At 42.0% G+C, this 24,684-nt stretch carries 25 protein-coding genes and 1 tRNA gene; 5 read left to right on the forward strand and 21 right to left on the reverse strand.

What is annotated here, in order from left to right; translation table 11 throughout:
* The 8 genes from OCF95_RS05830 to cshA all read right to left on the reverse strand — a co-directional run.
* Positions 1 to 1,391, reverse strand: a 1,391-nt coding sequence (locus OCF95_RS05830) for a LysM peptidoglycan-binding domain-containing protein (protein ID WP_369011002.1), incomplete at its 3' end; no start/stop codon positions are given.
* 356 nt (positions 1,392 to 1,747) lie between these two features.
* Positions 1,748 to 3,127, reverse strand: coding sequence for an ABC transporter permease subunit Vex3 (gene vex3, locus OCF95_RS05835; RefSeq protein ID WP_024057460.1), 1,380 nt, complete (start codon positions 3,125 to 3,127; stop codon positions 1,748 to 1,750).
* A 54-nt stretch (positions 3,128 to 3,181) separates the two neighbouring features.
* The gene (vex2, locus tag OCF95_RS05840) at positions 3,182 to 3,829 is read right to left on the reverse strand and encodes an ABC transporter ATP-binding subunit Vex2 (protein ID WP_000173751.1); all 648 of its coding nucleotides are present in this window, start codon (positions 3,827 to 3,829) and stop codon (positions 3,182 to 3,184) included.
* Positions 3,830 to 3,955: 126 nt separating this feature from the next.
* The gene (locus OCF95_RS05845) at positions 3,956 to 5,233 is read right to left on the reverse strand and encodes an ABC transporter permease (protein ID WP_254753930.1); all 1,278 of its coding nucleotides are present in this window, start codon (positions 5,231 to 5,233) and stop codon (positions 3,956 to 3,958) included.
* A 136-nt stretch (positions 5,234 to 5,369) separates the two neighbouring features.
* Positions 5,370 to 5,455: transfer RNA gene (locus tag OCF95_RS05850), tRNA-Leu, on the reverse strand.
* Positions 5,456 to 5,535: 80 nt separating this feature from the next.
* Positions 5,536 to 6,111, reverse strand: a complete 576-nt coding sequence (locus OCF95_RS05855; protein WP_078238250.1) for a cysteine hydrolase family protein — start codon at positions 6,109 to 6,111, stop codon at positions 5,536 to 5,538.
* Entirely contained in the window at positions 6,111 to 6,899 is a 789-nt protein-coding gene (codY, locus tag OCF95_RS05860; protein ID WP_153224313.1) for a GTP-sensing pleiotropic transcriptional regulator CodY, read from the reverse strand. Before codY ends, OCF95_RS05855 begins: the two co-directional genes overlap by 1 nt.
* A gap of 254 nt (positions 6,900 to 7,153) precedes the next feature.
* The gene (cshA, locus tag OCF95_RS05865) at positions 7,154 to 8,731 is read right to left on the reverse strand and encodes a degradosome RNA helicase CshA (RefSeq protein WP_004255719.1); all 1,578 of its coding nucleotides are present in this window, start codon (positions 8,729 to 8,731) and stop codon (positions 7,154 to 7,156) included.
* A gap of 329 nt (positions 8,732 to 9,060) precedes the next feature.
* Between cshA and OCF95_RS05870 the strand changes: the two genes are divergently transcribed.
* From OCF95_RS05870 to OCF95_RS05885, 4 genes are all read left to right on the forward strand, one after another.
* On the forward strand, positions 9,061 to 10,377 hold the full coding sequence (locus tag OCF95_RS05870; protein ID WP_004255717.1) for an FAD-containing oxidoreductase: 1,317 nt from the start codon (positions 9,061 to 9,063) through the stop codon (positions 10,375 to 10,377).
* Between the two features lie 204 nt (positions 10,378 to 10,581).
* Complete coding sequence (gene murT, locus OCF95_RS05875; protein ID WP_261105061.1) at positions 10,582 to 11,925, forward strand: lipid II isoglutaminyl synthase subunit MurT; 1,344 nt, start codon at positions 10,582 to 10,584, stop codon at positions 11,923 to 11,925.
* Positions 11,925 to 12,707, forward strand: a complete 783-nt coding sequence (gatD, locus tag OCF95_RS05880) for a lipid II isoglutaminyl synthase subunit GatD (RefSeq protein ID WP_049499586.1) — start codon at positions 11,925 to 11,927, stop codon at positions 12,705 to 12,707. Before murT ends, gatD begins: the two co-directional genes overlap by 1 nt.
* Before the next feature lie 127 nt (positions 12,708 to 12,834).
* Complete coding sequence (locus tag OCF95_RS05885) at positions 12,835 to 13,917, forward strand: M24 family metallopeptidase (RefSeq protein WP_000040929.1); 1,083 nt, start codon at positions 12,835 to 12,837, stop codon at positions 13,915 to 13,917.
* A gap of 103 nt (positions 13,918 to 14,020) precedes the next feature.
* Here the strand turns inward: OCF95_RS05885 and OCF95_RS05890 are convergent, their stop codons facing one another.
* The 8 genes from OCF95_RS05890 to OCF95_RS05925 form a co-directional block, all read right to left on the reverse strand.
* Positions 14,021 to 14,482, reverse strand: a complete 462-nt coding sequence (locus tag OCF95_RS05890) for an ECF transporter S component (RefSeq protein ID WP_084888661.1) — start codon at positions 14,480 to 14,482, stop codon at positions 14,021 to 14,023.
* Positions 14,460 to 15,233 carry a bifunctional hydroxymethylpyrimidine kinase/phosphomethylpyrimidine kinase gene (locus OCF95_RS05895; protein ID WP_141230736.1) on the reverse strand — a complete coding sequence of 258 codons (774 nt, stop codon included), beginning with the start codon at positions 15,231 to 15,233 and terminating at the stop codon, positions 14,460 to 14,462. Before OCF95_RS05895 ends, OCF95_RS05890 begins: the two co-directional genes overlap by 23 nt.
* Complete coding sequence (truA, locus tag OCF95_RS05900) at positions 15,223 to 15,972, reverse strand: tRNA pseudouridine(38-40) synthase TruA (RefSeq protein WP_049499584.1); 750 nt, start codon at positions 15,970 to 15,972, stop codon at positions 15,223 to 15,225. The genes OCF95_RS05895 and truA overlap by 11 nt, the downstream gene beginning before the upstream one ends.
* Before the next feature lie 99 nt (positions 15,973 to 16,071).
* Positions 16,072 to 17,223, reverse strand: a complete 1,152-nt coding sequence (locus tag OCF95_RS05905; protein WP_023946242.1) for an MFS transporter — start codon at positions 17,221 to 17,223, stop codon at positions 16,072 to 16,074.
* A gap of 124 nt (positions 17,224 to 17,347) precedes the next feature.
* Entirely contained in the window at positions 17,348 to 17,977 is a 630-nt protein-coding gene (locus OCF95_RS05910; RefSeq protein ID WP_000033942.1) for a Pr6Pr family membrane protein, read from the reverse strand.
* A 2-nt stretch (positions 17,978 to 17,979) separates the two neighbouring features.
* Positions 17,980 to 18,318, reverse strand: coding sequence for a zinc ribbon domain-containing protein YjdM (locus OCF95_RS05915; RefSeq protein WP_001061596.1), 339 nt, complete (start codon positions 18,316 to 18,318; stop codon positions 17,980 to 17,982).
* Positions 18,319 to 18,447: 129 nt separating this feature from the next.
* Complete coding sequence (gene cmk, locus OCF95_RS05920) at positions 18,448 to 19,119, reverse strand: (d)CMP kinase (protein WP_261105062.1); 672 nt, start codon at positions 19,117 to 19,119, stop codon at positions 18,448 to 18,450.
* A 9-nt stretch (positions 19,120 to 19,128) separates the two neighbouring features.
* Positions 19,129 to 19,620: an SAG1386/EF1546 family surface-associated protein gene (locus tag OCF95_RS05925; RefSeq protein WP_023946238.1), complete on the reverse strand. Its 492-nt coding sequence runs from the start codon at positions 19,618 to 19,620 to the stop codon at positions 19,129 to 19,131.
* A gap of 45 nt (positions 19,621 to 19,665) precedes the next feature.
* On the opposite strand from OCF95_RS05925, the gene OCF95_RS05930 reads away from it, so the two are divergent.
* Positions 19,666 to 19,863 carry a ferredoxin gene (locus OCF95_RS05930; RefSeq protein ID WP_004235080.1) on the forward strand — a complete coding sequence of 66 codons (198 nt, stop codon included), beginning with the start codon at positions 19,666 to 19,668 and terminating at the stop codon, positions 19,861 to 19,863.
* Positions 19,864 to 19,920: 57 nt separating this feature from the next.
* Here OCF95_RS05930 and OCF95_RS05935 read toward each other — a convergent pair whose 3' ends face one another.
* The 5 genes from OCF95_RS05935 to OCF95_RS05955 form a co-directional block, all read right to left on the reverse strand.
* A complete protein-coding gene (locus tag OCF95_RS05935; protein WP_143953023.1) occupies positions 19,921 to 20,886 on the reverse strand; it encodes a glycosyltransferase family 2 protein in 966 nt (321 codons plus the stop codon).
* 1 nt (position 20,887) lies between these two features.
* On the reverse strand, positions 20,888 to 21,907 hold the full coding sequence (gene galE / locus OCF95_RS05940; protein ID WP_049502394.1) for a UDP-glucose 4-epimerase GalE: 1,020 nt from the start codon (positions 21,905 to 21,907) through the stop codon (positions 20,888 to 20,890).
* A gap of 102 nt (positions 21,908 to 22,009) precedes the next feature.
* On the reverse strand, positions 22,010 to 23,113 hold the full coding sequence (locus OCF95_RS05945) for an NAD(P)/FAD-dependent oxidoreductase (RefSeq protein ID WP_261034846.1): 1,104 nt from the start codon (positions 23,111 to 23,113) through the stop codon (positions 22,010 to 22,012).
* A 16-nt stretch (positions 23,114 to 23,129) separates the two neighbouring features.
* The gene (locus OCF95_RS05950; RefSeq protein ID WP_237447006.1) at positions 23,130 to 23,927 is read right to left on the reverse strand and encodes a Nif3-like dinuclear metal center hexameric protein; all 798 of its coding nucleotides are present in this window, start codon (positions 23,925 to 23,927) and stop codon (positions 23,130 to 23,132) included.
* Entirely contained in the window at positions 23,914 to 24,591 is a 678-nt protein-coding gene (locus OCF95_RS05955) for a tRNA (adenine(22)-N(1))-methyltransferase (protein WP_201058882.1), read from the reverse strand. Before OCF95_RS05955 ends, OCF95_RS05950 begins: the two co-directional genes overlap by 14 nt.
* Positions 24,592 to 24,684: the final 93 nt, after the last annotated feature.

Genomic DNA, 24,684 nt, shown 5'->3' on the forward strand with positions numbered 1-24,684 from the left:
TCTACTTTCGGTGCTGGAGATACTGGCTCATCCACCTTTGGTGCTGGCACCGCTGGTTCTTCTGCTTTCGGTGCTGGTGTCGTTGGTTCCTCTGCTTTTGGTGCTGGTGTCGCTGGTTCTTCTGCTTTTGGCGCTGTTGCAGTTGGCTCGTCTACTTTCGGTGCTGGAGATACTGGCTCATCCACCTTTGGTGCTGGCACCGCTGGTTCTTCTGCTTTCGGTGCTGGCGCTACTGATTCCTCCACTTTTGGTGCGGGTGTCGCTGGCTCATCCACTTTTGGTGCTGGAGTCGCTGGCTCATCCACTTTTGGTGCTGGAGTCGCTGGTTCTTCTAATTTTGGCGCTGTTGCAGTTGGCTCGTCTACTTTCGGTGCTGGAGTCGATGGTGCCTCTGCTTTCGGTGCTGGAGTTGCTGGTGCCTCTGCTTTTGGTGCTGGAGTTGCTGGCTCTTCTGTTTTCGGTGCTGGAGTCGATGGTAACTCTGCTTTTGGTGCTGAAGTCGATGGTTCTTCTGCTTTTGGCATTGGAGTCGATGGCGCTTCTACTTTCGGTGCCGGAGTCACTGGTACCTCTGCTTTTGGCGCTGGCGCTTCAGAACTTGGATTTGAAGCTACAGGTTGATTTGTAGTTCCTATATTTGAAGGGGCCTTGTCTGCTGCTGGACTTGATTCAGTTGAGTTTCCTGACCCATTTGTAGTATATGCAGATGGAGCATTTAAAGTTTCTGACCTTGTTTCTGCTTTTGACGCTACTGGAGCTTCTGTTTCTTCCTTAACTTCTGGGCTTGTCTCTGCTGGTGCTTCTGAGGCAAGTTCTTCACCCGATTCTTCCGCTCTTTCCACTACTGGAGCTGATACAGGCTGATAGACTGGGCTATAGTTCACAGCCATTTTTTCAACTTTCTCAGTGACATCTGTTAATTCAAAAGTAACAGCTTTTGTCTCTTGATCTTTCTTGAGCAAGACTTCGTAAGTGCGAACTTCGCCACTTGCACCACTTTCCTTGATGACAATCTTGTGTTTTGTGACTGTATCTGAAATCGTTTCAGCTTCAGTAAAGTACAATTCATTGTGCGGTAAGAATAAATTCTTGCCTGAAGTTTGATTCATTTCTTGGAGTACATCTACAGGGATATTACTTGCTTCGCTGATAACACTTAATGTGTCCCCCCACTTAATAACATACTTAAATAAATCACCTTCTTTTTGAATATCAGCCTTTACTTCTGCAACTGTTCTGGCTACCCAGACACCATCTTGTTCACTGGCTGACACAGTTGGAGCTAAAAAGCCCAGCCCCAATAAAATCACACCTGTCGCAACAATTGCACCAGTTCTTAATTTTCTAAAGCCACGGAGAGATAATGTTCCTCTAACATTTGTTTGTCTCATAATGTTTATTTTTCCTCACTAATCTATATTTTCCAAAGTAGACCCTTCCTAGGTCTACTAGTCTATGTTTACAATATGGATAGGCTTCTACAGATTTATCTATCTATTTTCAAGATAAGGTTTCTATATATTTTTATGCACAATCCCATATATAAGTTGTGAAATCCCTTTCTAATAAATTCAATAGCTTTAGTATATCATATTCAAGTACTAAAGTACAAAGAAAGCAACTGAAAGCAATGATTTTCACCACTGCTTTCGGCTCTATTTTGAATTGTTAAATAGCCATTCTCTATCCACCATTCTTGAATAGAAAAATAAGATGTAGTCTCTATTTTAGACTAATTTTTTCAAATTTATTCGCTATCCAGCAAGAGTTCTTTTGGTTGTTTTCTAAGGAGATTGCTTGAAGCAAGCGCCATAACGAGAACCACTAGAACCAAGGCAAGGACAAAGACGATGATAAAGTCTGATGTCTGAATGGAAATATCTAGGCTCGACAAGGTCTTGCTAAAGCCATCTACTTCTGCACCACCACCAAGGTTGGAGGCTTGAGCAGCCTTGCTGGCTTGCTTGGCAACACCTGAAGTGACATTGGCAAGAACAGTATTTCCGATTGCACGCGCTGTGTAAGTAGCTAAGAAGTAAGCAGAAACAAGAGCAGGGATGGCAATCACGATGGATTCAGTGATGAATTGACCCAAGATACTTGCCTGCTTGAGACCAATAGAGAGGAGAATACCCACTTCCTTGCGACGGGCATTGATCCAAAGGCTGAGTAAGAGGGCAAGGAGAAGAACTGAGAAACTCAAGCTACCCCAGAAGAGGAGATTGGCCATCTTGTACATACCAGAAATGGATTGCTCAAGAGCTGGGTAGTTAGAGGAGCTCTTAACTAAAGTATAGCTCTTCCAGTTGATACCACTGATGCCATTCAACTCTTTCATAACATCATCCAAGTTCTTGTCCGCTGTTACAAAGAAGGTTGCGTCCCCATAAATAGCTGTGTCTTCTGTATAACCATATAGTTTAGCAGCTGTATGGATGTCTGTGATAGCTGTGTTCTCGTATAGTTCTTGTGAGTAGGTTACTGCCGACTTATTGTGACCATCAAAGAGTCCCTTGATTGTCACTTCGACTGTTTCCTTGGCTCCTTTTTCATTGTCTGCATCGTAGATATTGGAGTCTAGTTTGACCTTATCCCCGACTTTCCAGCCGTGTTTGGCTGCCAAGTCCTTGTGCAGGAGGATCTTGTCCTTGTCGTCGTTTGTTAAGTGCTCTCCTTCAACCAATTTATAAGAGCCCGAGACAAACTTGTCTTCTTTAGAGGAGTCATTGACACCTGTAATCATCAAGCTACTTCCAAAATGTTTAGCACGGTCAGGTGTTAGATTTTTCTTGGTATCTGGCGTTTCGATAAGTTCATATCCAGTCAAATCTCCGATAGCGTTGATACGTTTCACATAAGACTCGATGGCCTTGTTTTCAGTGATTTTTTTGATATCTTCACCCTTAATATTCCCAGCACCACGAGGCGTTCCTTGATTAACGCGACGATTGATTTGCATGGAGAAGCTATTGGTGATATTTTTAAAGGTCTCCTGAGAAGCCTTGGCAGTAGCTCCCTTGATTGACAAGCCGACCAAACTCAAGCTCGCCATGAGGAGAATAATCAGGAAGATGACAATCGATTTGAAAAACTTCCTTGTAACATAGGCAAATGCGTTGTGTAACATAGGTTCCCTTTCTAGATTTTGTTCTTTCTTATAATTCTAACAGAAAAGCTCATATTATTTCGTCGTATTGCGAGTTTCAGTCAGTTTCTTATCCTTCAATTCAAGTGTAATATCTGACGCCTGTGCCACTTCTTTACTGTGGGTGACGACGATGACACATTTACCTGTTTTCTGGGCAAGTGATTTGAGCAGTTCGACAATATCTCCAGCAGTTTTAGGGTCCAGATTTCCCGTTGGCTCATCCGCGAGAATAACTGGAGCTTCTGATACCAAACTGCGCGCAATGGCCACACGTTGCTGTTGACCACCTGATAACTGGAGAACATTCCGCTTGATCTGACTTTCATCCAAACCAAGCTCAAGCAGTGTATCCTTGCTTGCCTTTTTGTTGACCAAGCGGATATTTTCCAGTGGAGAAAGATAATCTATCAAGTTATAATTTTGAAAGACCAGGGAAATATGGTGCATGCGATGGTAAGAATAGCCCTTCTTACGAATATCCTCTCCTTGAAAAAGGATAGAACCTTCAACAGGACTATCTAGACCAGCAAGTAGGGACAAGAGTGTGGATTTTCCTGCTCCTGACTCACCAATAATACTGTAAAATTTCCCGGGTTCAAAATTATAATTGATCTGATATAGGACTGCTTCAGCAGTGTTCTTATAACGATAGGTAACATCTTGTAATTGTAATAAAGTCATGATTTCTCCTTCTTATACTCAATGAAAATCAAAGATTAAACTAGGAAGCTAGCCGCAGGTTGCTCAAAGCACAGCTTTGAGGTTGCAGATAAAGCTGACACGGTTTAAAGAGATTTTCGAAGAGTATTAACTAATAGATGATAAAATTTCCTTAGGCGATTTTCTAAATAAAAATAGGAAACAAAGGGCTACAGACAAGCAACTAAGCAGAACTAGAAAAACATAGGATTCTGCAAAAGATAAGATACTAGTTGATAAACTGTTTGCTTTGGCTAGCGTGTCTTGTAGGGCTGCCTGATCTCCACTTGCTAGTAGAGTTTGGAGTAGATAGGATGTGATGGCATTTCCTGCAACAAATGCTGGAAGCAAAGCTCCAAGCGACACCAAAACTACCTCTAAACAGAATTGTAGGAAGATCGAGCTCTTGCCTTTCCCAAGTGCAAGTAAAATTCCCACTTCGTAGACCCTTTCTCTCAACCAGAGAGACAAAACAAGAATTAAGGCCCCTGCTCCTGCTATCAACATCCCATAAAGGAAGATGGTTAGGAAGGTTTGGAAGGTTGCAACTGAGTCTTTGATTTGTTCAAAGGCCTTGTTTTCCTTCTCAACTTGGTAGCCTTGATTTTCCAAGGCCAAGTTTTCCACCTGCTTCATGAGTCCGTCCATTTCCTTAGGATTTTCTACATAGAAGCGCGCTGCACTGACTTGAGCTTCACTATTTCCCAGAAGGGTCTGGCTACTTTCATAGTCTGTAAAGACCTGATTTTCACTGAAGTCAGAAGACAAACCTGTAAATTTCTCTTGTTTCTTACCAGCAAAAATGCCGACAATCTCAAACTCTACTATTTGCCCTTTACCAGATTCGGACTGACCAGCATCCAAGCCAATCTTGTCATGAAGAGAAAGACCGTTCTTCTTGGCCAACTCTTCGTGGATAAGGATTTTCTTGGAATCTCCTTTTTGGAGGTGTCGACCTTCTTTTAGGTTGAAAGCCGAGCTAGTAAAGGTCACATCTTTGGATGAATCCTCAAGAGCCGTTAAGCTAACCAAGTTCTTGTCCGCAGCTGACAAGTCATCACGTTCTACGCTCTGCTCACCAGTCACTACTTCCTTGTCTTTCAGTTTTGCGACCGTCTCAAGTTCAGGAGAGACATTTTCCAGCCCCTTAATCTTGCTCACGGATGATAAGTCCGACAACTTAAAAGTCTGTCCATTTTCTATCTTCTTAATAGAAAAAGATGTGTTGAGCGATTTGTAAAGATTGGTTTCCACTGTTTTGTTGGACTTCATCAGAGTCAAACAGGCTGAAATTCCAGCCAATAGGACCAATAAAATCAGAAATAAAATAAAACTTCTCAGTCGTTTTCTACTGACATAAGCCCAAGCTCTTTGGATCGGATTCATTTGTCACCTCCATATTTGTAAGACTATTATAAAATCCAAATATGAAATGTTTATGAAATCCAAAAAAAGAGCAAAAATTTTTTGCTCTACGTAAATTAGATAAAAAAAGAGCTAGCCTCAGCTAACTCTTATCCTATGCGGAGAGAGGGACTTGAACCCTCACGACCTAAAGCGGTCACAGGATCCTTAGTCCTGCGCGTCTGCCAATTCCGCCATCCCCGCGTCGATTACTTTACTAGTATATCAACTTTTGGGATGCTTGTCAACACTTTTTTTCAATTTTTTTCATTTCATCAACCAAATTACTCAGAAAGTTCATTTAGATTTTCATCTACTAACTTAGCTCCAAGTGTGTTTTTGAAATGACCTAGGGCAAATTGATGATTTTCAGGCCAGATGGAAGCAACGGCTGGTTTAACAATCTCGATGTCATACCCTAGATTATAGGCATCTATAGCTGTATGCAGGACACAGATATCCGTCAAGACTCCTGTTAAGATAACTGTTGAAATTCGACGCTCTCTCAAGCGGATATCCAGGTCAGTCCCTGAAAATGCTGAGTAATGACGTTTATCCATCCAAAAGACACGACTGTCTGAACCATGCTCTTGATAAAAGGCCCGCAAATCTCCGTATAAATTCCGTCCACTAGTCCCAATCAAATTGTGAGGAGGAAACAGCTTGCTTTCTGGATGGAAACAATCGTTTTCTTCGTGAGCATCGATGGTAAAGAAGATATAGTCTCCACGTTCAAAAGCCAATCGAGTTACCTTGCTGATGGCATCTGAAATTGCCTGAGCTGGAGCGCCTGCTGTCAATTTTCCACTATCAGCCACAAAATCTTCTGTATAATCAATCGAAATTAAAGCCTTAGTCATTAGTAATCTCTTTTCTTCACTTCTTCAAAAATATCTGTAATCAAGACCTTAAGATAGGTTCCCTTCATTCCAAGTGAGCGACTTTCAATAATCCCTGCAGACTCAAGTTTACGAAGGGCATTGACAATCACAGAGCGAGTGATTCCGATACGATCTGCAATCACTGACGCAGTCAACTGCCCTTCATTTCCATTTAATTCCCCTAAAATTGCTGAAACAGCACGGAGTTCGGAGTAAGAAAGGGTATTAACCGCCATGGTAACAGCAGTACGGCGACGAATATTTTTCTCATCTTCTTCACGTTGGAAATTAAGAAGTTGAATCCCAACAACGGTACTCGCAATCTCAACAAGAATCAAGTCCTCGTCTTCGAATTTTTTATCATTGCGCCAAATAATCAAAGAACCAAGGCGAATCCCTGATACATGAATCGGTGCAATGGTCGTCAAACCGTCTGGAAAGTCGGCACGACTTTCCACAGGGAAAATACTTAAATCATGATCAACTGTCAGATTGGCTTCTGTATCGTAGATCATGTTCGCACCTTGAATATAGTCATCAGGGAAAATTTTAGTTTGGAAGAATTGTTCTACACGATCTGTATTGGTTTTGTAACGCATAAAATAGCCAAGGAGACGTCCCTTGCTATTAACGATACAGGCGTTACAGTCAATAATATCAGCCAATTGACGGGTAATCGCATTGTAGGGAAGTTCTTCCTGCAACTGCTCGTCTGAGCGCTTCAGGATAGAAGTAATTTTTCTAGTTTTTTCTAATAAATGTGCCATTTTTCACCTCGAATTTAATCGCTATCATTATAACATAAACAGCTTGAATTTTCAATTATTATCTGAAAATTGCTTATTTAATTGCAATTTGAAAAAACAAGAATATTTTTAATTAAATTGCTTCTTTTCTATTGACAAGCTCCCTATTTTTGTGTATTATAATATTACAAGAAGATAATATATCTATTTATTTATCTTTCTTTTCCATTCGGTCTCCTTATATAAAAAAGCGATTCATTTTGAACCGCTTTTTCTTATTTATCGCCCTTGTTACGAATAACAAATCCTGTTTGCTTTTCACTTGAAGTATTGCGTGGTTTTTTATTGTCTTTATTACGGTAACGTCTGTCTTTATCAAAACGATCATTGCCACGACTTCCTTTTTTGAAATCATCACGACGACCACCACGACGGTTGTCTCCACGGCGATTATCACGACGGTCATCTCCACGACGACCTCCCTTACCTTTACCACCGAAGCCATTACCTGATGGTTTAAACGGTAGTGGTTTTTCACGCGCAATCTCTACCTCAGGAAGGCTATCTGGATCTTGAACAGTCAGACTCAAGATATACATTGCCAATTCTTCTGGAGTAAATTCGGCAGCCAGCTTACGAGCATCCTTACCAAATTTCTCAAAGTTGGCACGGATAGTCTCATCTGCAAAATCACGTTCGATTTTCTTGAGAGCTACGTGTTTTTTAGCTTGGAAGGCTTCTTCTGCACTTGCAGGTTTGAGACCTTTCATGCGTTTCTTAGTCAAGTTTTCAATGATTTGAAGGTAGCCCATTTCATTTGGTGAAACGAAGGTAATAGACTGACCTGACTTACCAGCACGACCTGTACGACCGATACGGTGAACATAACTTTCAGGATCTTGTGGAATATCGTAGTTATAGACATGGGTCACACCTGAAATATCCAACCCACGCGCTGCAACGTCTGTCGCAACCAAAACATCGAGATTACCATTTTTGAAGTCACGAAGGACACGAAGACGTTTGTTTTGGTCCAAATCACCATGAATTCCTTCTGCACGGAAGCCACGGATTTTCAAACCACGAGTCAATTCATCTACACGACGTTTTGTACGACCAAATACGATAGCAAGCTCAGGCTGTTCCACATCCATGAGACGAGTCATGGTATCAAACTTTTCTTGTTCTTTAACACGAATATAGTATTGGTCAACCAATTCTGTTGTCAATTCCTTAGCAGCAATCTTGACATGCTCAGGTTCTTTCATAAACTGAACACCGATACGTTTGATGGCATCTGGCATAGTTGCTGAGAAAAGCAAAGTTTGACGGTTTTCAGGGACACGAGAAATGATGGCCTCGATATCTTCTAGGAAGCCCATATTGAGCATTTCATCCGCTTCGTCAAGGATAAGAGTTTCAATATCTTGTAATTTCAAGGCCTTGCGTTTAATCAAGTCCAAGAGGCGACCTGGAGTTCCCACCACGATATGGGCACCAGATTTAAGAGCCTTAATTTGTTTTTCAATGCTTGATCCGCCATATACTGAGCGGACTTTGACTCCCTTACTACGACCAAAGCGGAAAAGTTCTTCTTGACTTTGGACAGCAAGTTCACGAGTTGGAGCGATGACCAAGGCTTGGATGGTTGCTTCTTCTGTACGGATTTTTTCAAGGGTAGGCAAGCCAAAGGCTGCAGTTTTTCCTGTACCAGTCTGAGCTTGACCGATAACGTCCTTGCCTTCAAGGGCCAAGGGAATGGTTTGTTCTTGGATCGGACTGGCTTCTACAAAACCAGCTTTTTCAATCTCTGCTAGCAAATCAGCAGACAAGTTTAATTCATTAAATTTCACGATATTCTTCTTTCTAAAGGTGGTGCGAAGCCACCCTATAGGGCTTAGTTTATACTTTTCTTTTTATGACGTATTTTCATATACTGGATATAAAATCGTGTTGCTTCTTTTCCACAAAAGAAAAGTACTGTTTTCTTTGCAACCTATCTAGTATAACACAAGAGAGAAGCAAAAGATAGCCCAATCCATCGATAATATCATGTAAACGATTTTTCTGAGAAAGTAAGGCTATAATTTCCACTATTTCATAAACTTTTTTAAAGCGTAGCAGAATTGTGCAAAAGTTTTTTTCTTGTGCTAGAATGAAATTCGAATAGGAGGAACTCTAAATGTTAACTTATGATTTAATCGTTATCGGATTTGGTAAAGCTGGTAAAACACTAGCAGGTAAATTGGCTTCAGCTGGTAAAAAAGTTGCCCTCGTTGAACGTAGCAAAGCTATGTACGGTGGAACTTGTATCAATATCGGTTGTATCCCAACTAAAACTTTGCTGGTTGCTGCTGAGAAAGACTTGTCTTTTGAAGAAGTGATTGCTACCAAAAACACTATCACTAGTCGCCTCAACGGTAAAAACTATGCGACTGTTGCTGGTACAGGCGTCGATATCTTTGATGCGGAAGCTCACTTCCTTTCAAATAAAGTCATCGAAATCCAAGCTGGTGATGAAAAGAAAGAACTGACTGCTGAAACAATCGTCATCAACACTGGTGCTGTTTCAAACGTCTTGCCAATCCCTGGACTTGCTACAAGCAAAAACGTCTTTGACTCAACAGGTATCCAAAACTTGGACAAATTACCTGAAAACCTTGGAGTCCTTGGTGGTGGAAATATCGGTCTTGAATTCGCTGGTCTTTACAACAAACTCGGAAGCAAGGTCACAGTCCTAGATGCCTTGGACACTTTCCTACCTCGTGCAGAACCTTCCATCGCAGCTCTTGCTAAACAATACATGGAAGAAGACGGTATTGAATTGCTTCAAAACATCCGTACTACTGAAATCAAAAACGACGGTGACCAAGTGCTCGTCGTGACTGAAAACGAAACTTACCGTTTCGACGCCCTTCTTTACGCAACTGGACGCAAACCAAATGTAGAACCACTTCAACTTGAAAATACAGATATTGAACTAACTGAACGTGGTGCTATTAAAGTAGACAAACACTGTCAAACAAACGTTCCTGGTGTCTTTGCAGTTGGAGATGTCAACGGTGGCCTTCAATTTACTTACATTTCACTTGATGACTTCCGTGTTGTTTACAGCTACCTTGCTGGAGATGGCAGCTACACACTTGAAGACCGTCTCAATGTACCAAATACTATGTTCATCACACCTGCACTTTCACAAGTTGGTTTGACTGAAAGCCAAGCAGCTGATTTGAAACTTCCATACGCAGTGAAAGAAATCCCTGTTGCAGCAATGCCTCGTGGTCACGTAAACGGAGACCTTCGCGGAGCTTTCAAAGCTGTTGTTAATACTGAAACAAAAGAAATTCTTGGAGCAAGCATCTTCTCAGAAGGTTCTCAAGAAATCATCAACATCATCACTGTTGCTATGGACAACAAGATTCCTTACACTTACTTCACAAAACAAATTTTCACTCACCCAACCTTGGCTGAGAACTTGAATGACTTGTTTGCGATTTAAGTTGAGATTTAATCGTATCGAACAGCCCTCTGAGGGCTGTTTTCATTTCTGCGAAATCTCATACTCTTCGAAAATCAAATTCAAACCACGTCAGCTTCACCTTGCCGTACTCAAGTACAGCCTGCGGCTAGCTTCCTAGTTTGCTCTTTGATTTTCATTGAGTATCAAATCTGTCTTTTCCTTCTTTTATGATATAATAGAAACATGAAATTAAAAACTACTTTGGGCCTTCTTGCTGGGCGTTCTTCCCACTTCATTTTAAGCCGTCTTGGCCGTGGAAGTACGCTTCCAGGAAAACTTGCCCTTCAATTCGATAAAGATATTTTACAAAACCTAGCTAAGAACTACGAGATTGTCGTAGTGACTGGAACCAACGGAAAAACCTTGACAACTGCTCTCACTGTCGGCATTTTAAAAGAGGTTTATGGTCAAGTTCTGACCAACCCAAGCGGTGCCAACATGATTACAGGAATTGCGACAACCTTCTTAACAGCCAAATCTTCTAAAACTGGGAAAAATATTGCCGTCCTAGAAATCGACGAAGCCAGTCTATCTCGTATCTGTGACTACATCAAGCCAAGCTTATTTGTTATTACTAATATTTTCCGTGACCAGATGGACCGCTATGGTGAGATTTACACAACTTACAAGATGATTTTGGATGCCATTCGTAAGGTGCCTACTGCCACTGTTCTTCTTAATGGAGACAGTCCACTTTTCTACAAGCCAGCTATTCCAAATCCTGTACAGTATTTTGGTTTTGACTTGGAGAAAGGTCCAGCTCAGCTGGCTCACTATAATACCGAAGGAATCCTCTGCCCTGACTGCCAAGGCATCCTCAAATATGAGCACAATACTTATGCAAACTTGGGTGCCTATATCTGTGAAGGTTGTGGATGTAAACGTCCTGATCTCGACTATCGCTTGACAGAACTAGTTGAGTTAACCAACAATCGCTCTCGCTTTGTCATTGACGGCCAAGAATACGGCATCCAAATCGGTGGTCTCTACAATATCTACAACGCCCTGGCTGCAGTTGCCATCGCCCGTTTCCTCGGCGCAGATTCACAACTCATCAAGCAGGGATTTGACAAGAGCCGTGCTGTCTTTGGACGCCAAGAAACCTTCCATATTGGGGATAAGGAATGTACTCTTGTCTTGATTAAAAATCCAGTTGGTGCAACCCAAGCTATCGAGATGATTAAACTAGCTCCTTATCCATTTAGTCTATCTGTTCTCCTAAATGCCAACTATGCAGATGGAATTGATACCAGCTGGATCTGGGATGCTGATTTTGAACAAATCACTGAGATGGACATTCCTGAAATCAATGCTGGGGGTGTTCGCCATTCTGAAATCGCACGTCGTCTACGAGTAACTGGCTATCCAGCTGATAAAATTACTGAAACAAGTAGTCTGGAACAAGTTCTTAAAACCATTGAGAATCAGGACTGTAAGCATGCCTATATCCTAGCAACTTATACTGCTATGCTGGAATTCCGCGAACTGCTGGCTAGTCGTCAGATTGTTAGAAAGGAGATGAACTAATGGTTTATACTTCACTTTCCTCAAAAGCTGGCAATTACCCCTATCAGCTCAACATTGCCCACCTCTATGGAAACCTCATGAATACCTACGGGGACAATGGAAACATCCTCATGCTCAAGTATGTGGCTGAAAAGCTGGGAGCCCATGTGACCGTTGACATCGTTTCTCTCCATGATAACTTTGATGAAAATCACTACGACATTGCCTTTTTCGGTGGTGGTCAAGACTTTGAACAGAGTATCATTGCAGACGACCTACCTGCTAAAAAAGAGAGCATTGACAACTACATCCAAAACGACGGTGTGGTTCTGGCTATCTGCGGTGGTTTCCAACTATTGGGCCAATATTATGTTGAAGCTTCAGGGAGACGCATCGAAGGACTAGGGGTCATGGGCCACTACACGCTCAACCAGACCAATAACCGTTTTATCGGGGACATCAAGATTCACAATGAAGATTTCGATGAAACCTACTATGGTTTTGAAAATCATCAGGGCCGTACCTTCCTCTCAGATGATCAAAAACCGCTGGGACAGGTTGTCTATGGAAATGGAAATAACGAAGAAAAAGTCGGCGAAGGTGTTCATTATAAGAATGTCTTTGGTTCCTACTTCCACGGGCCTATCCTCTCTCGTAATGCCAATCTAGCTTATCGCCTAGTCACTACTGCCCTCAAGAAGAAATATGGTCAGGACATTCAACTCCCTGCTTATGAGGACATTCTCAGCCAAGAAATCGCTGAAGAATACAGTGATGTCAAAAGCAAGGCTGACTTTTCTTAAACAAAGGAAAATGATATCAAAGAACTCCGTTATCTTGTCGGAGTTCTTTTTGTCTGTTCTTTTACCCTTCTCCCTTGCATTTTCTCTCATTTTTTGCCAAAATAGAGGGGTAGAAAGAAGGTAGCATATGTCTAAATTACAACAAATCGTAACATATCTTGAATCAGAAAAACTAGACGTCGCTGTCGTATCTGACCCCGTCACAATCAATTACCTCACTGGCTTTTACAGTGATCCCCATGAACGCCAAATGTTCCTTTTTGTCCTAGCGGATCAGGAACCCCTCCTTTTTGTCCCAGCCCTTGAAGTGGAGCGTGCGAGCAGCACTGTTTCCTTCCCAGTTGTGGGCTATGTGGACTCTGAAAATCCATGGCAAAAAATGAAACATGCTCTTCCACAACTTGACTTCAAACGTGTCGCTGTTGAGTTTGACAATCTCATCTTGACCAAATATCATGGCTTGAAAACAGTTTTTGAAACTGCTGAGTTTAACAACCTCACACCTCGTATCCAACGCATGCGCCTCATCAAATCTGCTGACGAAGTGCAAAAAATGATGGTTGCAGGTCTCTATGCGGACAAGGCTGTTAAGGTTGGCTTTGATAATATTTCTCTTGATAAGACAGAGACAGATATCATCGCCCAAATTGACTTTGCTATGAAGCGTGAAGGTTATGAAATGAGCTTTGATACCATGGTCTTGACTGGTGATAATGCTGCAAATCCACACGGTATTCCAGCAGCTAACAAGGTTGAAAATGATGCTCTTCTCCTCTTTGACCTTGGTGTTCTAGTCAACGGCTATGCGTCAGATATGACTCGTACAGTCGCAGTCGGCAAACCTGACCAATTCAAGAAAGACATTTATAACTTGACTCTTGAAGCCCAACAAGCTGCTCTTGACTTTATCAAGCCAGGAGTGACTGCCCATGAAGTGGATCGCGCTGCTCGTGAGGTCATCGAAAAAGCTGGTTACGGCGAGTACTTCAACCACCGTCTCGGTCACGGTATCGGTATGGATGTCCATGAATTCCCATCTATCATGGAAGGAAACGACATGGTCATCGAAGAAGGCATGTGCTTCTCTGTTGAACCAGGTATCTATATCCCTGGTAAAGTCGGTGTCCGTATCGAAGACTGTGGTGTTGTTACCAAAGATGGCTTTGACCTCTTTACAAACACCAGCAAAGACTTGCTTTATTTTGATTAAAATTCTTCGAAAATCTTCCCACAATAAAACGCATAGTATCAAGGTTTTTCAACACCTGATACTATGCGTTTTTCTTATTTGAAAGACTTTTGACTCAGCCTCATTACTTAATCTTCTTGATACTTTGACTAAGTATAAATCCTACAATCATCCCTACCATATTTTGCATGAAGTTTGGTAGGATTTCTGGTAGGGCTGCTGCCCAGCCATTCATCAAAGTAGAACCCAAGGCGTAACCCCCTACCATGGCAATCGTTGCTAAGACAAGGCCTAACCACTGAGTTTTTCCTTTAAATCCTGCGAAAAATCCCTGCAAGCCATGGTTAACCAAGCTAAAGAACATCCACTGAGGATAGCCTGATAAGAGGTCAATCAAGAAACCTGCTAGTCCTCCTACTACAGCCCCTTCACGACTACCAAAGTAGAAGGCCGTAAAGAAGACACCCGCATCTAAAAGAGTTAGAATGCCTGTCGGTGTTGGAATTTTTAAGAAATAACCTAGAACCACAGAGAGGGCGGTTAATAGGGATACAAGGGCGATTTTAGTTGTTTTGGTTTGCTTCATATTGTCTTACTCCATACTGATCTGCTTGTGCAATAGAACGATAAACGAAAGCCTTAGAGCTTTCTACTGCTAGTAAAAGTTCATCACCTTTGACTAGGTGACTGGCAATGCTAGAGGCAAAGGTACAACCTGCACCAGCATTTTGCCCTTGAATGACGGGATTTTCTAGGACTGTAAAGGTTTGTCCGTCATAAAAGACATCCATAGCCTTGTCCTGACTAAGGCGATTGCCTCCCTTGATAATGACTGCTGGCGCGCCTAAGTCATGCAATTTCTGAGCTGCTGTTTTCATGTCTTCCAAGGTTTTAATTTCCTGACCTGCCAATAATTCTGCTTCAGGAAGATTAGGCGTAATCACACTGACATGAGGGAAAAAGCGAATCAACTCTTGGCAGAGTTCACTAACTGCTACGTCGTGCGCTTCCTTGCAGACCAAGACAGGATCCAGAACCACAGGCACTCCTGGGCGTTGCTTGATAAAGTCCAATGCCTTCTCAGCCACACTGACAGTAGGGAGAAGACCAATCTTAATTCCCCCAAACTCCACATCACGCAAGCTATCTAATTCATGTTGAAAAATGGTATCGTCAGTTGGAAAGACTTCAAAGCCCTTTTCCGTCAAGGCTGTCAAACAGGTCACTGCTACAAAGCCATGCAAGCCGTTCAAGGTATAGGTAGCCAAATCCGCGGACAAACCACCACCACTAAAAATATCATTTCCAGAAAGTGCTAAAATACGATTATTCTTCATAACGAATCTCCTTTAAATATAAACCATTTGGTGCTGCAGTGGGACCTGCAAGCTGCCTGTCCTTTTTCTCCAAGATGAGGTCAATCTGCTCTACTGGCATGCGGTTATTGCCGATTTTGAGCAGTGTCCCCACCATATTACGAATCTGCTTATACAAGAAACCATTTCCTGAAAAGGTAAAAGTCAAAAACTGGCCTGTCTCATCAACCCTAAGACTAGCTTCTGTAATAGTACGAACCTTGTCCTCTACACTAGTCCCAGAGGCTGTAAAACCGGTAAAATCATGGGTTCCCTCTAATTTTTTGATAGCCTCCCGCATCCGTTCCACATCAAGCGGATAAGGAAAGTGGGTGGCATAGTGACGGCGCATAGGATTTTTGGGACGTCCTCTATCCACGATAAACTCATAGGTCTTGCTATGCTTGGCATAACGGCAATGAAAATCATCCGCCACAAGCTCAATCGAAATCACATCAATATCTTCAGGAGACTGGGTGTCCAAAGCAAAACGGAGCTTCTCCTCATCCATCTGATAAGGTAGATCAAAATGAATAACCTGTCCCAGAGCATGAACCCCACTATCTGTCCTACCAGCACCGTGAACAGTAATGGCTTGCCCTTTATTTAACCTGGTCAAGGTTTTTTCAATTTCTTCCTGAACGCTACGCGCATGAGGCTGGCGCTGAAAACCAGCAAAGACGTAACCATCATAGGAAATAGTTGCTTTATATCTTGTCATAACTTCTATTTTATCAAGAAATTAGTCTGTAAACAAGGCCCTAAATCAAATAGTGTCTGGGTACAAAAATCCAAAAAAGAAAAACTTAGGAAACCAATCCTAAGCTCTCTTTTGAAGTAGGTACATGACAAAGATAGAGGTTACAATTAACCAAGATCCTAAGATAGCAAAGACCAACATCCCATTGTGAGTTAATAAGCCAATTGCACCTAGAACGAATGGAGTCGTAAAGGCTCCGAAACTACAGCCTAAAACTGCAAATGAGGTTGCTTGATTGAGGAGTTTAGCTGGAATTCTTTCAGAGACAAGTTGAAAGACCGTCGTCAAGGCTACACTGTAGGCAAAACCAGCCAGAATACTCCCTGCCACTACTACCCACAAGGATGGAGATAAAGCAATCACAATTTGCCCTAAGCCGAAGGTAATACCAGACCAGAGGAGCAGTTTCTCTTTAAATATTGAAATCAGGAAAGAAAAACTCACACCAGCCACAATCCCGATTAACTGCATGACACTAAGAACAAAACTAGATAACTGGGCATCTCCCAGTCCTCTTTCCACCATCAGACTTGGAATACGGATGGTAATAGCTGTATTGGTACAAACTACAACCGCCGCTTCAATAGCTAAGATAAAAATCAAGCCCTTCATTTCCCGAGTTAAGCGACTTGCTTCCTTCGTTTTTTTCTTGACTTCTTTCTTTTCTTTTCCATAAGGTACAAAGAGCAGATAAAGGATCAGAACTAAAAATCCAGCACTATAAGCTAAGAAAGTAGCTGTCCAACCAAAGGCCAACAATTGGCCGACTGCCAAGGTAATGAGAGAAGCCCCAACGACCTCTGCAGAACCGCGTAGCCCTAACATCTGAATTCTCGTTTTTCCTTGATAGCGTTCACTGATAATAGAAATGGCCTTGGCATTGATCATCCCAACACCTAAACCAAAAAGAATCCGTGTTCCAAAGACAAAAGGATAAGCTTGGTACCAAAAGGGAGCAGTTCCACTTAGTGATAAAATCAGCAATCCCAAACTGATCTGTAAGCGCTCAGGAAATATTTTTTCTAAGAAACCATTTAGTAATAACATAATCATGATTCCAAAGGAAGGCAAGCTCGCCAAGAGCTCAATTTGTTCCTTAGGATAACCTTGATAATAGTCAAACATGGCTGGCAGGGCACTCGAGATGGAAAAGGACGTAATCAAAACGAGGGAGAGAGCCAAAATACTGGCCCGTTCTAAAAATTGTTTCATGAAATCTCTTTCTATATTTCTCTTAATCTTCTACTTTTTTGATAGTCATCAAACAAGCAAGAAAAGAAGAAGCCTCTTTAGTGTACAGACTCCTTCTTAAACTCGAAAATGAATCCCTTGTGTCTTAGGATGATTTTCTCTTGATTTGCTTAATAAAGTAGAAGATAAATCCTGCCACCATATAAGCAACAAAGATAATCAGACACCACTTGAACACGACATCCCAACCCTTGTTCACATTCAAAAAGAAGTACGGGAAGGGACTGACCTTAGAATTAGGAACATCAAGTTTCAATACCAAGCCATTAAAAAGAGCAAAAATCATATACAGCAAGGGTAAAATCGTCCACACAATTGGGTCCCAAATCTTGTATTGACCCTGTTTGTCAAAAAAGAGGGTATCTGCTAAAAACCAGAGGGGAACGATATAGTGGCAAAGGAAATTTTCTAGAGTATAGAAATTAGTCGCAATAGGCGCTAAAAGGAAATGGTAAATCACACAGGTAATCATGATACTCATGGTGACCCCACCTTTTAAGCGCAAGAGACTTGGTCTTTGCCAGTTTTCACCTAAACGGCTCATAACCTTTAGGAGATAGAGCGTAAAAATCGCGACTAAAAGGTTGGACAGAACCGTATAATAGAGTAACATCCCAAATCCACCATGCTTGGCGATTTCAAGATAAACTCCCGTAAAAGCCGCTAGAAACAAGAAGATACGGCTATAAAATACAAGTTTATAGTGTTTTGACATGCTTAAATTTTCTTCACAAACTCTGATTTGAGTTTCATGGCACCGAAGCCATCGATTTTACAGTCGATATTGTGGTCGCCTTCTACGATGCGGATATTCTTCACGCGCGTCCCTTGTTTCAAATCTTTTGGCGCACCTTTTACTTTCAAATCCTTGATGAGAGTTACTGTATCACCGTCAGCCAATTTATTCCCGTTGGCATCGATAGCAACAAGGCCCTCTTCTACATCTGCAACTTCAGCAGGATTCCACTCATAAGCACACTCTGGGCAAACCAGTAGGGCACCGTCTTCGTAGACATACTCTGAGTTACATTTTGGGCAATTTGGTAGGTTGTTCATGGTTTCTCCTTATCATCATTCAGTATTCTTTGAAAATCAAAATTTCTCGAACAGCAACTATTATACCTTAAAATCAGCATTTTGACAAATATAGAAAAAGCCGATATCAATCTATCGGCTTTTCTACATCTACATTCTTTTTTTAGCCTCTGCTTTGATTTTTTCAACTACTTCTTGAATGTTCAAGCCAGTTGTATCAAGGTAGACAGCATCCTCTGCTTGTTTGAGAGGCGAAGTCTCACGATGACTATCCTTGTAGTCACGCGCAGCAATTTCCTCTTTTAGAGTTTCAAGGTCTGTTTCAATTCCCTTGGCAATATTTTCCTTGTAACGGCGCTCTGCTCTTTCATCTACCGAAGCTACTAGGAAAATTTTCAATTCTGCTTGTGGCAATACAACAGTCCCAATATCGCGACCGTCCATGACAATCCCACCTTGCTGGGCAATCTCTTGTTGGAGAGAAACTAGTTTCTCTCGTACTTCAGGAATTGCTGCAATAGCTGAAACATGATTGGTCACTTCATGTTCACGAATAGGATGGGTAATATCCACATCTCCTACAAAGACAAGTTGTTCTCCAGTTTCTGAGCGTCCAAAACTGATTGGATGCTGGTCCAATAAGGCTAAAAGTTCTTCAACTTGTTCAACTCCTAATTGGTTCTTGAGAGCCATGTAGGTCGCTGCACGATACATAGCACCTGTATCTAGATAGGTATACCCAAAATCTTTAGCAATAATCTTAGCAACCGTACTCTTACCACTGGAAGCTGGACCATCGATAGCAATTTGAATCGTCTTCATTTATGACTCCTATCTAGTCTTAATCACATCTCCAGGATTTGCAAACCAAGATCCTGTAGCCATATGTCCAGGATTCAATGCTTCTAATTGAGCAATTGAAATACCTGCACGAGCGGCAATAGCTGCTTCTCCTTCTCCAGCCATAACTTTTGTAGTTCCTTCTGGATCATTTGGATGTTCTGAGCTACTAGATGACTCTTCTACCTTCTCCTCTGAACTAGAAGATGCCTGCTCTGAACTACTACTAGATGTAGAAGAAACTTGCTCTACTTTTGTATCTGAATCGTGAAAATCTTTCAAGGCTGCTGTGCGATTACTCCCACCCGATGAAAGATAGATCAGAACAATAATCATCACGACTACAATCACAAAGAAAATACTTGCTAAAATAGTCAAGATACGATTAGCCAGCACTCCTCCACCTTGTTCTCTCTTGCGACGTTCTGATCTTGTTTCTTCTTGATTCTCATAAATATCTTCTTGCCACGGTTCTTTTGCCATACCTTACTCCTTGTTTTTTTTTACTTTTCTTATTACAATATAAATATGAAAATCACACTTATACCTGAACGCTGCATTGCCTGCGGGCTTTGCCAAACTTATTCTGAATTATTTGATTACCACGATAATGGAATCGTGCGTTTTTACGATGACCCTGACCAACTAGAAAAAGAAATCTCTCCTAGTCAGGACGTCGTAGAAGCTGTTAGAAACTGTCCAACACGTGCCTTGATTAAAGATTAACCCTGATATCGACAAGAACGTTCCACTCCTTCTAGTTTAGCATATTTCCATGCAAAATTATAGTCTTTTCTCTTTATTTTTTTCTGTAAAATCAGGAAGGTCACTTTTTTCTTTGACGAGATAAAGTGGTCTTTTTTTAGTCTCTAGATAAATCTTACTGATATACTTGCCGAGAATCCCAATGGTCAAGAGTTGAATCCCTCCGAGAAAGAGAATAACAGCCATCAGAGAGGTCCAACCCGATGTCGGATTGCCCAAAATAAGGGTTCGAACTACAACAAAAAAGGTCATAAGTAGAGAAATAAAACAAGATAAGAGACCTGCCACAAAGGCGATAATCAAGGGAAAATCTGAAAAGTTAACAATCCCTTCAATAGAGTAGAAAAAGAGTTGCCTAAAACTCCAACTGGTCTTGCCAGCCTGCCTTTCGACATTTGGATAGTCCAGATAGTGGGTTTTAAAGCCGACCCAGGCAAAGAGTCCCTTCGAAAAGCGATTGGACTCAGTCAAGCTTAAAATGGCATCCACTACAGATCTTCTCATCATGCGAAAATCACGGACACCTGACGGCAAGGCTACTGGACTAATTTTTTGCATAAGACGATAAAAGAGATTAGCACAGAAACTGCGAAAGAAGGGTTCTCCCCCTCGACTGGTTCTGCGTGTTCCAACACAGTCCAAGTCTGCATTTTTGTCTAGTAGAGCTTTCATCTCAAGCAACATACTAGGAGGATCTTGGAGGTCTGCATCCATCACCACCACCAAATCTCCTGTCGCATATTGCAAGCCTGCATAGAGAGCTGCTTCTTTGCCAAAATTTCGAGAGAAAGAAATATAATGAACTGCCGGATTTTGCTCCCGATAGGACTTTAAGAGTTCCAAGGTCCCATCACTTGATCCATCGTCGACAAAGACATACTCGATTTCTGTCTCCAAATCTGGAAGTAAAGCTTCCAAAGCCTGATAAAAAAGAGGAAGTACTTCCTCTTCGTTTAAACAGGGGACAATGATTGACATCACCATCTTAGTCTTCAAATCCATTTGGATGCTTGCTTTGCCAACGCCATGCGTCTTCACACATTTGGGTGATGCCTAATTCTGCTTCCCAGCCGAGTTCTGCTTTGGCTTTTGCAGGATCTGAATAGCAGGCTGCGATATCCCCTGGGCGACGGTCTACGATACGGTAAGGAATTGGACGTCCCACCGCTTTTTCCATGTTTTGGATAATTTCAAGAACTGAGTAGCCTTTACCTGTTCCAAGGTTATAAACGTTTAGGCCTGAACCTTTTTGGATTTTTTTCAGAGCTGCAACGTGACCTTTAGCCAAATCGACAACGTGGATATAGTCACGAACACCAGTTCCATCTTCCGTATCGTAATCATCTCCAAACACTTGCACTTGCTCTAATTTTCCAACGGCTACTTGAGTCACATATGGCAAGAGGTTGTTTGGAATACCATTTGGATTTTCTCCTAGGTCTCCACTTTCATGAGCTCCGATTGGGTTAAAGTAACGAAGCAAGACCACATTCCATTCTGAGTTTGCCTTGTAGATATCGGTCAAAATTTCCTCAAGCATGAGTTTGGTACGGCCATATGGATTGGTCACTGAAAGTGGGAAATCTTCCAAGATTGGCACTGTATGAGGATCTCCGTAAACTGTCGCAGAAGAACTGAAAATGATGTTTTTACAGTTGTTTTCTTCCATGACCTTCAAAAGACTAACAGTTCCAGCGATATTATTGTCATAGTAGGCAAGAGGAATACGGGTAGATTCACCGACAGCCTTCAAGCCAGCAAAATGAATGACACCAGTTGGTTCTTCTTGCTTGAAAATATCTCTGAGTGTATCTGTGTCACGGATATCTGCCTCATAAAACGGAATTTCAACTCCTGTGATTCTTTCAACAACTTCTAAACTTTTTCTGTTACTATTAACAAGGTTATCCACCACAACAACTTGATGACCTGCTTGGATTAACTCAATAACAGTGTGGGTTCCGATAAAACCTGCTCCACCCGTTACCAAAATCTTTTCTTGCATCTTCTTTCCTCGATTCTCAGATTATTTTTTCTTATTTTACCATTTTTGATAGGGAATGTCATTTGCCATCCTAGAGGGTAGGATAAAATTTCAGTAAAATGCTTATTCGCTTTTTACCCGTTTGACATAGTTTTCAATTGGGTAGTTTAGAGGGTCCAAGGTCAACTCCTTGTCTTGGATCAGTTGAGCTAGATGGTAACCAATGATAGGACCAGTTGTGAGGCCTGAGGAACCTAGTCCACTAGCAGCATAGACACCTGATAAGCCAGGTACTTGTCCAAAGAAAGGAGAGAAATCACTGGTATAGGCACGGATTCCCACACGCTCAGCTCTTGAAGTCGCTACTGCCAAGACTGGATAGTGAGGCAAGGCTGCCTCCTCCATTTGTTGGAGTAAGGTTTCATCTACCGTCAAATCAAATCCCATATCATTTTCATGGGTAGCGCCTAGGGATAATTTCCCACCTGCAAAAGGAATCAAATCCCACTCCCCTTCTGGCATAACAACAGGGTAAGCTTCCATGTCTTGGGCAAGTTGATAATCTCGGAGTTGCCCCTTTTGGGGACGAACATCTACTTCATAACCTAAAGGCTCTAACAGATGTCCCAACCAAGCTCCCATCGCCAAAATAACCTGATCAAACACCTCTTCGTCAATCTGGTAACCTGATGCTAAAGGTATCAGAGTCACTTTTTCTTTGACCAGCTTGACGTGACTGGCTTCCAGCAAACGAGTCACTAAAAGTTGGCCATCTACTCTCGCTCCACCAGAAGCATAGAGCAGGTGATCAAATTCCTGCAAGCCAGGGAATAATTCATTAGCTGATGCTGAGTCCAGAATGGCTAATTGCCCTATCAAAGGAGATTCTTCTCTACGCTGGAGGGCTAGTTGATAGAGTTCTTCCAACTTAGTTTCATCCTTTTTCAGGAGAAAGACTCCCGAACGCTGGTAAAAGTCGATTTCTTGTCCTGACTTCTCTAAATCTGCTAATAAATCCACATAAAAGTCAGCCCCCAAGCGCGCCATTTTGTACCAGGCCTTATTGCGGCGTTTGGAAAACCAGGGGCTGATAATTCCTGCTGCGGCCTTAGTAGCCTGACCTTGTCCATGATCAAAGACTGTTACTTCTAGATCACTTTCTTTCGAGAGGTAGTAGACAGCTGTTGCACCTACAATCCCTGCTCCAATAATGGCAACTTTTTTCATTGTCTTCACCTTCTAACTAGATATGGTGGAAAGGATTGGTCGATGCTTGACTAGGTAAGATATCAATAGTCCAGCCTTTTTCCTCTTTCCATTGATTAAGAAGCTCTGCAATTTTTTCTACAAAAAGCACTTCGATATAGTGACCTGGGTCCAAGGCTAGCAAGCCATCAGACAGCATATCCTGAGCAGTGTGGTAGTAAATATCACCAGTGATATAAACATCTGCCCCCTTTGCCAAAGCATCCTTATAGAAAGACTGCCCGCTACCACCACAGATGGCCACTCTTGAAATAGGCTTCTGCAAATCTCTCTCTTGATAATGCACCAATCGAAGGCTATCTAAACCAAAGACTTGCTTGACATGCTGGGCCAATTCCCCAAATGTCTGAGGCTGAACATTCCCAATACGTCCAATTCCACGTTCAGGACCTGTCTCCTGCAGATAGGTCGTTTCTTCGATACCTAGCATCTGACAGAACCAATCATTGAGACCATTTTCAACGATATCAATATTGGTATGGCTGACATAAACTGCAATGTTATGCTTGATGAGGTCGATGTAAATCTGATTTTGCGGACGGCTAGATACCAAGTCCTTGATAGGACGGAAAATCGGCGCGTGCTTGGCAATAATCAAGTCCACACCCTTTTCAATGGCTTCAGCCACCGTTTCTTCACGAATATCGAGAGCCACCATGACCCTTTGGATATCCTTGTCCAAAGTGCCAATTTGCAGACCACGACTGTCTCCCTCCATGGAAAATTCCTGAGGACAAAAGGCTTCATACACGTTAATCACTTCACTTGCTAACATGGAGCACCTCCTTGATGGCTTGAATTTTATCTACTAGAACTTGACGTTCTTCCAAATTTTTTTCAGGGATTTGTCCAAGGGCGAACTCTAGCTTAGCAGCTTCTTTTTGCCATTTTTGGACAAAGACTGGACTGATCTCTTTGGACAAGAAAGGTCCAAAGCGAACATCACTGGCTGATAGCTTCATTTGTCCTGCTTCCACCACCAAAATCTCGTAAAACTTGCCAGCTTCTTCTAAGATGCTTTCAGCTACAATCTGAAATCCGTTCTCTTGTAGCCAGATACGCAAGTCGTCTTCACGATTATTGGGCTGAAGGATCAATCGTTCTACATTAGCTAACTTGTCCAAGCCTTCTTCTAAAATCCTAGCAATCAAACGACCACCCATACCAGCAATGGTAATGACAGACACTTGGTCTGACTCTTCAAAGGCTGCCAAGCCATTGGCTAAACGAACCTGGATTTTCTCCTTTAGGCTGTGAGCCTCAACATTTTTGACTGCAGATTGGTAGGGACCTTCCACCACCTCACCTGCAATGGCACTTTCGATTTTTCCTCTTTCGACCAAGTCGATAGGCAGATAAGCATGGTCACTTCCCACATCTAGTAAAATAGCTCCCTGTGGCACAAAGGAAGCCACTAATTCTAATCTCTTTGAAATCATTTTCTCTCACTTTCCAAAACTCTATTACCTCTTATTATACCACATTTCAGCTGGCAATCTTGTACCTAAAAAGACCGCAATCCACAGATTGCA

The sequence above is a fragment of the Streptococcus mitis genome, assembly GCF_946188615.1.
GTDB classification, from domain to species: Bacteria; Bacillota; Bacilli; order Lactobacillales; family Streptococcaceae; genus Streptococcus; species Streptococcus mitis_BZ.